Annotated in this window: 10 protein-coding genes and 1 riboswitch; of the genes, 5 read left to right on the forward strand and 5 right to left on the reverse strand. The window is 57.1% G+C overall.

Annotated elements, in window-relative coordinates; all coding sequences use genetic code 11:
• Position 1 precedes the first annotated feature (1 nt).
• Together ACR0NM_RS10840 and ACR0NM_RS10845 are read right to left on the reverse strand one after the other, a co-directional pair.
• Positions 2 to 484 (reverse strand): tripartite tricarboxylate transporter TctB family protein, encoded by a 483-nt coding sequence (locus ACR0NM_RS10840; protein ID WP_170401217.1) that lies wholly within the window; start codon positions 482 to 484, stop codon positions 2 to 4.
• Positions 485 to 550: 66 nt separating this feature from the next.
• On the reverse strand, positions 551 to 1,528 hold the full coding sequence (locus ACR0NM_RS10845) for a tripartite tricarboxylate transporter substrate-binding protein (protein WP_170391824.1): 978 nt from the start codon (positions 1,526 to 1,528) through the stop codon (positions 551 to 553).
• Positions 1,529 to 1,636: 108 nt separating this feature from the next.
• Here ACR0NM_RS10845 and ACR0NM_RS10850 point away from each other — a divergent pair, with 108 nt between their 5' ends.
• Genes ACR0NM_RS10850 through ACR0NM_RS10860 form a run of 3 tightly spaced genes read left to right on the forward strand, consistent with a single transcriptional unit; the run spans position 1,637 to position 4,639 of the window.
• Complete coding sequence (locus ACR0NM_RS10850; protein ID WP_170609335.1) at positions 1,637 to 2,305, forward strand: response regulator transcription factor; 669 nt, start codon at positions 1,637 to 1,639, stop codon at positions 2,303 to 2,305.
• Positions 2,295 to 3,662 carry a sensor histidine kinase gene (locus ACR0NM_RS10855; RefSeq protein WP_170420953.1) on the forward strand — a complete coding sequence of 456 codons (1,368 nt, stop codon included), beginning with the start codon at positions 2,295 to 2,297 and terminating at the stop codon, positions 3,660 to 3,662. Before ACR0NM_RS10850 ends, ACR0NM_RS10855 begins: the two co-directional genes overlap by 11 nt.
• Positions 3,641 to 4,639, forward strand: a complete 999-nt coding sequence (locus tag ACR0NM_RS10860) for an ABC transporter substrate-binding protein (protein ID WP_170464927.1) — start codon at positions 3,641 to 3,643, stop codon at positions 4,637 to 4,639. The genes ACR0NM_RS10855 and ACR0NM_RS10860 overlap by 22 nt, the downstream gene beginning before the upstream one ends.
• A gap of 124 nt (positions 4,640 to 4,763) precedes the next feature.
• Here the strand turns inward: ACR0NM_RS10860 and ACR0NM_RS10865 are convergent, their stop codons facing one another.
• From ACR0NM_RS10865 to ACR0NM_RS10875, 3 genes are all read right to left on the reverse strand, one after another.
• Entirely contained in the window at positions 4,764 to 5,375 is a 612-nt protein-coding gene (locus ACR0NM_RS10865) for a class I SAM-dependent methyltransferase (protein ID WP_170391833.1), read from the reverse strand.
• Positions 5,368 to 6,375 (reverse strand): glycosyltransferase family 2 protein, encoded by a 1,008-nt coding sequence (locus tag ACR0NM_RS10870; RefSeq protein ID WP_480614656.1) that lies wholly within the window; start codon positions 6,373 to 6,375, stop codon positions 5,368 to 5,370. The genes ACR0NM_RS10865 and ACR0NM_RS10870 overlap by 8 nt, the downstream gene beginning before the upstream one ends.
• Positions 6,376 to 6,489: 114 nt before the next feature.
• A complete protein-coding gene (locus tag ACR0NM_RS10875; RefSeq protein WP_480615119.1) occupies positions 6,490 to 7,476 on the reverse strand; it encodes an NAD(P)-dependent oxidoreductase in 987 nt (328 codons plus the stop codon).
• Between the two features lie 105 nt (positions 7,477 to 7,581).
• Positions 7,582 to 7,788, forward strand: a riboswitch (cobalamin riboswitch).
• Positions 7,789 to 7,873: 85 nt separating this feature from the next.
• Between ACR0NM_RS10875 and ACR0NM_RS10880 the strand changes: the two genes are divergently transcribed.
• Positions 7,874 to 8,254, forward strand: a complete 381-nt coding sequence (locus ACR0NM_RS10880; protein WP_170391837.1) for a DUF1636 family protein — start codon at positions 7,874 to 7,876, stop codon at positions 8,252 to 8,254.
• Complete coding sequence (gene cobW, locus ACR0NM_RS10885; RefSeq protein ID WP_480614659.1) at positions 8,251 to 9,306, forward strand: cobalamin biosynthesis protein CobW; 1,056 nt, start codon at positions 8,251 to 8,253, stop codon at positions 9,304 to 9,306. The genes ACR0NM_RS10880 and cobW overlap by 4 nt, the downstream gene beginning before the upstream one ends.

A 9,306-nucleotide genomic window follows, 5' to 3' on the forward strand; every position in this document is an offset into this window, starting at 1 on the left:
GTCAGCCTCCGAAAACGCCCGGCAAGGGTCGCATGTAGATGCCAAGAACCTCTTGCACGAGGTACCAGACTGAACCTGTAGCGATTACGGCAACCGGCAGCATGACGTGCCATTTGCGTTCGCCCAGAATGAAAGAACCGAGGATCAGGAACCCGGATGTCGAGATCAGAAATCCAACCGGACGCAGGCACAGCGCATAGGCAACCATCAAAGCCAGTAACAGCAGCGCCTGGCCCAGGTGATATTCGCCCAGCCTCCGATAATCGATATCAGCCTCTTTGGGCTCAGCCTTTTCAAAGCCCAACAGAATAATCGTTGTGGCAATTATCCCCAAAATCGACAGCACCTTGGGAAAGGTGCTCGGCCAAATAGGGTTGCGCTGCATGAAGGGGGGCAGACTGCCATCCATCGTGAACCAGGCGGTGTAGCCATATGTCAGGCATATGCCCAGCAAAACGAGCGCGATCCAGCGATCCAGCGCCATGTTTCCCCCTCCTTTGATTTATTGTTGGTTGAGGCAGAGCGGTTGCCCGCTCTGCCCGAGGTATCCTTACAGGAAACCCAACTTTTTCATCAGATCGCCGATCTGCTTTTCCTGCTGTTCCAGGAACGATTGGAAATCAGCACCCGAGTTGTGGATGTTCACCCAACCGTTACGGGCGCGGACCTCTTCCCATTCAGGTGTGTCATACATCTTGGCGATGGCTTCTTGATAAGCGACCAGCTTGTCCTCTGGCAGACCAGGAGCAGCAAAGAACCCACGCCAGTTCACGAAAGTTGTGTCGATGCCCTGCTCTTTCATTGTCTGCGCATCAGGGGCTGCATCCACGCGCTCTTCTGCGGTGACGCCAATGATCTTCACCTCACCTGCATTCGCCAGATCGACAGCCTCCGAGAAACCGGTCGATAGCGCGGCGATCTCACCGGACAGAAGCGCGGCCATCGCTTTGCCACCTGCATCATAGGGGATGTACTTCACGCCCAAAGCGTCCTTGCCTGCCGCTTCCATAACCATCGCCGCGACCAGATGGTCCATCCCACCCGGCACAGAACCGCCGCCGATGGCCGTTGTACTTGGATCGGCGTCATACGCGGCTAGCAGGTCCGCCATTGAATTGATGGGGCTGTCTTTGCCCACAACAATCGCCGCGTAATCACCGATCGTGCCCGAGACCAGTGTCAGGTCGCGGAAATTGTGCGGGAACACTCCGGTCAGAGAGCGGATCACGATCGGGGTCGAGTTGACCATGAGCGTGCCGTGGTTGCTGTCGGCGTTTTCGATCAGATATCCGATGGCTTTACCACCGCCGCCGCCCGACATGTTTTCGTAGGATGCAGTTCCCACGAGACCCGCATTCGTCAGCGCCTCACCGGTGCCACGGGCCGTGCCGTCCCAGCCGCCTCCTGCGCCACCGGGAATCAGAAAGTGGATGCTATCTACGACCTCTTCAGCGAAAGTCGGTCCAGCCAGACCAATAGCGGTCACAGCCGCGATCAGGGCGCGACGGCCCAGTTTGATTGTCGTCATGAATTCCTCCCGTTTGACAACCGGCCGCAGTGCGGCTCAGATTATTCGAAACCTAAACACATCAACCTGACATCAACCTGTCATGGGTGAAATTACTATTGGATCCCGATGAAATTCCTCTTGGTCGAAGACAATCTGGACCTCGCCAATGCCATAAGCTCGCGCATGCGGCTGGACGGGCATGTGGTTGATCACGCAGAGAAAATAGAAGATGCTGTGGCCTTTGTTGAAATCGATGAGTATGACCTGATCCTGCTGGACATCATGCTTCCCGACGGGGACGGGCGGGATTTCCTCAAACGGCATCGCGCCAGCCATCTGGACACACCTGTCATCGTTCTGACCGCCCGCAGTCAAGTGTCGGATCGAATCGGCTCACTCGATCTTGGGGCGGACGATTATGTCACCAAACCCTTCGACCATGCCGAACTTGAGGCGCGCTGCCGCGCAGTGCTGAGACGCAAATCCGGCAAGACCAAAACGACGATTGAAATTGGCGGCGTCGTCTTTGATCCGGTTGCAGGTCATTTGACGGTGGGCGACGATATCGTCTCGCTTCGCAACCGCGAACTGCGCTTGTTGGAACTGCTGATCAACGCCCCGGGTCAGGTGTTTTCTAAGCAGAAGCTGGCGGACCGGTTGTTCTCCTACGACGACAGTGTTTCGGACAATGCCATCGAGGTCTATGTCGGCCGACTGCGCAAGCATCTGGAAAAATCGGAGCTCAGGATCACAACGTTGCGCGGTTTGGGTTACAGGCTGGATCATGGCAACTAATCCAAACGTTTCCGGATCACTCCGAAACCGTCTTGCGCTAACGCTAATCGGCGGTGCCGCGATTCTGGCCCTCGTGCTGTTCTTTGCTGTCCGCGACTATGCAGTTCAGGTTGCCCAGCAAGGTCAGGACAACATTCTGGGTGCCTCAGTCACCTCGATCCTCGATGCCGCGGCGCTGCGTGGAGGCGAGCTTGAAGTCGATATCCCCTATGCCGCCTTTTCAATGCTGAGCACGCCGTCGGACGACCGAGTGTTTTATGCGATCTTTCAGGATGGCGAGTTCCTGTCCGGCTACGAAGACCTGACCCCAACTCAAGGACCCGCTGATGGAAAATGGACCTTTCGCTTCGGTGAGGTGCGTGGTGAAAACGTTCGTCAGGTCAGTGCCAGCCGCACACTGGTCGGGCTGGGAAATCAGACAGAAATCGAAGTGGCCTTGGGACAGACCCAAGATGCGCTGTCGGAGACGCTGGATCAAATCTCACGCAATGCCGGCCTTTTGGGATTGGGGTTCTTTGTGCTTGCGGCTGTATTGTCCTTCTGGGTGAGTTCGGCCACCATCGGCCAGCTCGACAGATTAACGACATCCGTCACCCGTCGGGGACCGCAAGATCTCAGCCCATTCAAAAAACCAGTACCGCGTGAAATGGCGCCTTTGGTGTCATCGCTGAATTCGCTGATGGGACGCCTGGACCAGTCACTCAGCCAATCCGAGGACTTTATCGCCGAGGCCGCCCATAGGGTCCGCACCCCGCTGGCAACGGTGAGGTCTTATGCCGAGGCGACGCTGCAACGGGTCGAGAGAGAAGACAACCGCGAGGCGTTAAGATCAATGATGCGCGCCATCGACGAAAGCTCTCGGGCCGCGGGGCAACTACTGGATCACGCCATGATCACATTCCGCGCCGACCATCTGGAGCGCGAGGATATCGATCTGGTGACTCTGATCCGAGAGCTTGTCCAGCGCTTGACGCCCATAGCCGAAATGAAGGACCTTTCGCTTGCTTTGAGCGGCGATCCGCAGGTCATGTATTCGGGCGACCCCATCCTCATCCAAAATGCGGTGCGGAACATGGTAGACAATGCGCTTAAATATGCGCCAGCGGACAGTACCGTAGTCATCGATGTCGCAGGATCACCCACAGCCCGGATCACGGTCAGCGACCAGGGGCCAGGCTTTCCGCCCGATGAAATCGAAACGCTCACAAGACGTTTCGAACGTGGTCAGAACGCGGCAGGAACCATCGGATCGGGCCTCGGGCTAACCATTGCCCAGGACGTCGCGGTCGCCCATGGTGGCACGCTGGTACTGTCAAACAAAGCGGAGGGCGGCGCATGCGTTATCTTGTCACTCTGATCCTATGCCTGTTCGCCAGCGGCGCAGGGGCTCAGGATTGGGAAGACCGACAAATATTCAACGAAAGTGCCGACGGCCCCCGACTGCGGGTCATTTCCAGCACCGATACCGCCCTGTTTGCGCCGCTGATCGAGGATTTCGTCGCCCAGAATCCAGCGATATCGGTCGAATATCTGGTGACCGGCACGGCCGATATCGACCGACGCGTCCGAGCCACGCCAGAAGCGTTCGACGTTGTCGTTTCCAGCGCGATGGACCTGCAACTGAAGCTCGCGAATGACGGATATGCGCTGGCGCTTAACGATCTTCCGCACCCCCCTTGGGCGCAATGGCATCAAAGCCTGTTCGCCTTCACTTCGGAACCCGCAACCATCGTTGTCAATCGCACCGCGTTCGAAGGACAACCAATACCGCAAACACGGCAGGAACTGATCGAAGCGCTGCGCGCCCGCCCGGATGATTTTCGGGGCAAAGTCGGCACTTATGACGTGCGCCAGTCGGGATTGGGCTATTTGTTCGCCACGCAGGACGCCCGCGCCTCGGAAACCTATTGGCGCTTGATGGAGGTTTTGGGCGGCCTGGACGTGCGGCTGTATTGTTGTTCGGGCGACATGATTAACGACCTGGCGGATGGTACGATCGCGGTGGCCTACAACGTGCTTGGCAGTTATGCGGCGGTACGAACAGAAGGAAAGGATGCCCTTCAGATCATTCTGCCTTCGGATTTTCAGACGACGATGATGCGAACCGCCATGGTAACTGGCAAAAGCCGCTTGCCGGAGGAAGCGGAGACCTTTGTCCGGCACCTGACCACGCTGAATCCGGAATCAATGGCAGCACTGCCACTTCTGGACACGCAGGACTCCACGACCGAAAGCGCAGCGATAGCGCTGGACCCTGCGTTGTTGACGTTCCTCGATACGCTGAAGCGCAGAAAGTTCCTGTCTGCCTGGGAAAGTGCCGCTATTCAAAGATGATCGGACTTAGACAACAACCCTATCCGTCATCGCTGAACTTGTTGCTTAACACTGTTGACGCTGGAAGACACTAGCCAGCCTGGGTTACGTCGCACGAATCTATAATCAGAAAAATGATCTCGGCTCAAAGTTTCTCGACGGCCACCTGCGCCCCCATGATGGCCTTGAGCCGCAGCCCCGCAGAATTTGCCCCGAGGAATTCGTGGAACGCACGCATCACGTCATCTTTCCACCAACCGCGCCTGTGATAATCGTCAAGCATGATTACGCCGCCTTCGATCATCTTGGGCAGCAAAGCATCCAGATCCGTTTTTACGCCCTCGTAGGAATGGTCGCCGTCCAAATAGGCAAACCCGATGCTCTGATCTTCAAACAGGCTTAGCGCCGGTCGCGAATAGTCGCGAATGATCGAAATTTGCCCCTTGGCGATCTCGGTGCTGTATTTACCCGTTACTGCATCGTAGATCCGATCCATATCCTTTTGCGTGCGCGCTCCGGCAAGCGAAGCACCGCCATCCGGGTCTTGCTGTACTTGCCAGGGATCGATGAGGCACAATTTCGAGGGTTGCAGCTCTTCCAGCAGAATCCGCGAAAATTCGCCCTTCCAAACGCCAATTTCAACGCTCAACCGTCCATGCGGCATGGTCTTGAGCATTTCGCGCCGCAGGGAATCCTTCCGTTCGCGCTGCTCAGCTTGCTTCTTGCGGCGATCCTCAGCAGATACAGCTTCACCCATAGACGTCTTCTCCGGTTGAGGAATTTTGCAACGCTTCAACCAGATCAACCCAGTCCGGTCTGGCTCTCAATTCTTCGGCTTTCGACCTGTGCCACTCACATGCTTTATGATGAAGATCTGCCAATTGCGGATCTGCCATCATCTCAGTTTTGATGTCGTGCATAGCCGGCATGTGTTCCAGAATTGAGCGATCCTCAACATCATTGTGGTTCATCATGAGCCAGTATTTGAGCCCTTGATCCTGCCCCACATGATTGGTGCGCCCACGGTCGCGCTTGACTAAAAAGCTATCAGTGCTGCGCACAGCATAATGATGAATGCGCGCGAATTCATGGCTGAAACCACGCCATGCTTTCCATTTCACTTGGTCTGCTGGGTAGAGGTTCCCGCCCGAATCCCGCCACAACACCCCTTCGTATGGCGCGTCAGGGTTCGGTGCATCTTCTGGATTGATCCTGGGACGATGGGCGCGAAAACGGCTGAATTTCCCATTGTTGCGGAACAGCGTTTTGAACCCTTTGGTCCGATGATGCGGATAGCCGTCTTCGGTGGCGGCCAGAAAGAAAGTCTCAGGTACGGGTCGATCAACGAAATCGTTCTGACCCGCGTTTCCGAACATGCGCCAGCAGATCGAGATCGCGTCCGCCACGCCGCTGGCCTCAACGAGGCTTCTTATATCACTATTGGGCAAACGGATATTGATATACTCGTCCACATCCAAACTGAGAATCCAATCCGATGACAGATAGCTTGGGTGATTCCGCGCAAGCGAAAATGCACGAACCTGCGGCGCAGCGCGCGGACCCAGCCTGTTTCGTTGGTGGTGAGCCCAGCCAAGCGCTTGCAACCGTTCGCCCATGGCATCGGTACCATCAGCGCAATCATTGGTATAAATCAGAATGTCATCAAAGCCGATTGCGTGGTTGTAGGCCACCCAATCGATCATGAAAGGCCCTTCGTTTTTCATCGTTGTTACGATGAGAAAGGTCTCATTCGTCATAAGTTGTTCTCTTGCCTGTGCCGGTGTCGGACTCCTGTCGACCTATTTAGAATAGCACCAGAATTTTGTCCAACCAGGTCGCCAGACAGCCGCAATGCTTGCCGATTAATCGATCTACCGACTCTGCGGGATCACCTCGTAACCCGGTTCTTCTGGCTCGTCGTCCAGCATCTCGGTTGGAAACCCTGGCGCCTGGATCTCCAGTCCGGTCGCGTCCTCTAGCCGCCTGATGATGTTCGGGGACAGTTCACGCTCACCATATCGCGCGATGCCATCTTCGAAAATCTTGATCATCAATGGGTTTATCTCAAGGGGAACTCCGGCACGGTCGGCGACCTCCTGAAACAGACCGATATCTTTTTTCACCAGGTCCATGGTGAAGGAAATATCGCGCGAGCCGTTCAGGATGACCTGACTTTCGGTCTCGTGCACGAAGGATGTGCCTGACGATATCTTGATCGCCTCATAGGTGGTTCCAAGGTCCATGCCGGCGGCCTTGGCTGTCACCAATGCCTCGGCGCAGGTGATCAGGTTGGCGGTCGCCAGATAATTGGTCAACACCTTCAGAACAGAGGCCGAGCCCAGATCGCCCGTGTGCAAAATGCGCCGCCCCATGGTGGTCAGGAATGGCAGGATACGTTCAAAAGTCTCACGATCACAGCCTGCGAAGATCGAGATATTACCCGTCGCTGCCCGGTGACATCCGCCCGAAACCGGGCAATCCACCGCTGCGCCGCCTCGTTCGATGACCATTGCGCCAAGGCGTTTGACTTCGGCTTCGTCGGTGGTCGACATTTCCATCCAGATTTTGCCAGGGCCGACCTCTGGCAACATTTCCTGCATCACCGCATCCGAGGCCGCAGGAGAAGGCAAACAGGTTATAACAGCATCGCAATCGCGCATCAGTTGCGCCGGGCTTTTGGCGGCTTTGGCACCCTTGGCGACGAATTCGGTCACCAGATCCGGGTTCAGGTCATGAACCGTCAGATCGATACCGTTTCGTAGCAGCGATCCAGATAGCTTGCCCCCTACATTCCCCAGCCCGATAAACCCTACTTTCATGCGCGGTATCCTCCTGTTCGCATCTTGCTGCCATGCCAGCACGTCGTTGCAGAAGTATCATGCCGCCCAGCGACCCCGACAGGTCGCTTTTTATCCGCTTTTTCACGGATCGGCGCGACTCGCTTGACAAGCAACCCTGCCCTGCCGCATGTCCCTTTCGTTGGTGTCTGCGAGAGCAGATGAAAAGGGAATGCGTCAGCGGTTTTTGCCGTCAAACGCAGCCGCCCCCGCGACCGTGACCGGAGAGGGTGCCCAAAGCCACTGGCAGTATGGCCGGGAAGGCGGGACATCCGACAGAGGCCTCCTCTGACATCCGCAAGCCGGGAGACCTGCCAACGCCCGAAGATGAAACCGGACGGGGTGTTCCGGTGTGGGGCTGTGATCGGCCCGCATGAAACCCCGTCCCCCACGAAGAGGATTTGGGGGGATGAGAGACATGACCGAGACCGCACCGGTCGAACTGCTGGTTTGCACTACCTGCCGTCGCGGGCTGCCTGTCGAGGATGACGCCCAGCGCCCCGGCACGTTGCTGCACAAGGCGCTTGAACAGGCGGGCCTGCCCGAAGGCATTACCTTGAAAGCTGTGGAATGCCTGTCGAATTGCGATGAAGGCTGCTCGATCGTGCTACGCGGAGGACCGGATCGCTGGACTTTCGTGTATGAGCATCTGAACGAGATCGACCATGTCGAAACCATCGTCGAAGGCGCAGCCAAATACCTCGCCACCGAGGACGGTTTGGTCAAATGGCGCGAACGTCCCGAACATTTCCGCAAAAACTGTGCGGCCCGCATTCCCCCGATTGGAGCCCTGAAATGAGCAATCTCGAGAAACTCCCCGTCACTGTGATCACCGGCTTTTTGGGCTCGGGCAAAACCACACTGGTGCGCCATCTGATGCAGAACCCGCAGGGCAAGCGTCTGGCGGTGGTCGTCAACGAATTCGGCGATGTCGGCGTCGATGGCGATATCCTGAAGTCCTGCGCCATTCCTGATTGCCCGGCGGAAAACATCATGGAACTGGCCAATGGTTGCATCTGCTGCACCGTGGCCGATGATTTCATCCCGACCATTGAAGCCCTGATGGCACTAGAGCCGCGCCCCGATCACATCCTGATCGAAACCTCCGGTCTTGCCCTGCCAAAACCGCTGCTGAAGGCGTTCGACTGGCCCGATATCCGCTCGAAAATCACCGTCGATGGCGTGATTGCTCTGGCCGATGCCGAGGCCGTGGCCGCTGGTCGGTTCGCTCCGAATGTCGAGGCGGTGGATGCGCAACGCATGGCAGATGACTCGATTGATCATGAAACTCCCTTGTCCGAGGTGTTCGAGGATCAGATTTCCTGCGCCGACATCATTCTGCTGACCAAGCCCGATCTGGCTGGCCCGGAAGGCGTTGCGAAAACGAAAGAGATCATCGCCGCCGAAGCGCCCCGCCCCCTGCCCGTAGTCGAAGTGGCCGAGGGTGCCGTGGACGTCCGCGTCGTGCTGGGTCTAGAAGCCGCGGCCGAGGATGACATGGACGCGCGTCCCAGCCATCACGACGGCCATCACGATCACGAGCATGACGATTTCGAAAGCATCATCGTTGAACTGCCCGAGCAAACCGATCCGATTGATCTGGTCGCCAAGATTGAACGATTGGCCAACGAGTTGAATATCCTGCGCGTCAAAGGCTATGCCGCCGTTCAGGGCAAGCCCATGCGCCTACTGGTTCAGGCCGTCGGTGCGCGCGTGCGTCACCAATATGACCGCCCGTGGGAGCCCGGCGAAGACCGTCGCTCGCGCCTTGTGGTCATTGCCGAGCATGACGATATCAAAGTGGCCGAGATCCGCGATATCCTCGTGGGTGTAACCGAGGCTGCCGAGTAA

The organism is Ruegeria sp. AF2 (assembly GCF_056542025.1).